Below are 267 nucleotides of genomic sequence, written 5' to 3'. Positions count from 1 at the left end.
TGTTAATTTCTCACGATGAAGAGCTATTGAATCTTGTTTGTGATAAAATAGTAGATATTAAACAGTTGAAATAGAGATTATGAACAAACAAACCTATAAAGAAATTTTAACTATTGCCTTTCCAGCCATGGGGGAAAATCTTCTCCAGATGTTAATGGGAGTAGTAGACTCTTATCTAGTAGCCAGTATTGGCATCGTAGCTTTGTCTGGAGTTTCCCTTGCTAATAATATTTTAGCCGTCTATCAGGCGGTTTTTATTGCCCTAGC

Annotated in this window: 1 protein-coding gene; it reads left to right on the top strand. The window is 35.6% G+C overall.

Annotated features, from left to right (window positions below):
- Positions 1 to 79: 79 nt before the first annotated feature.
- On the top strand, positions 80 to 267 hold a 188-nt coding region (locus C1E99_RS13170), incomplete at its 3' end, for an MATE family efflux transporter (protein WP_269088955.1).

The sequence above is a fragment of the Streptococcus suis genome (assembly GCF_002964045.1).
Taxonomy (GTDB): domain Bacteria; phylum Bacillota; class Bacilli; order Lactobacillales; family Streptococcaceae; genus Streptococcus; species Streptococcus suis_U.
This window is presented reverse-complemented; position numbering and strand designations above follow the sequence as displayed.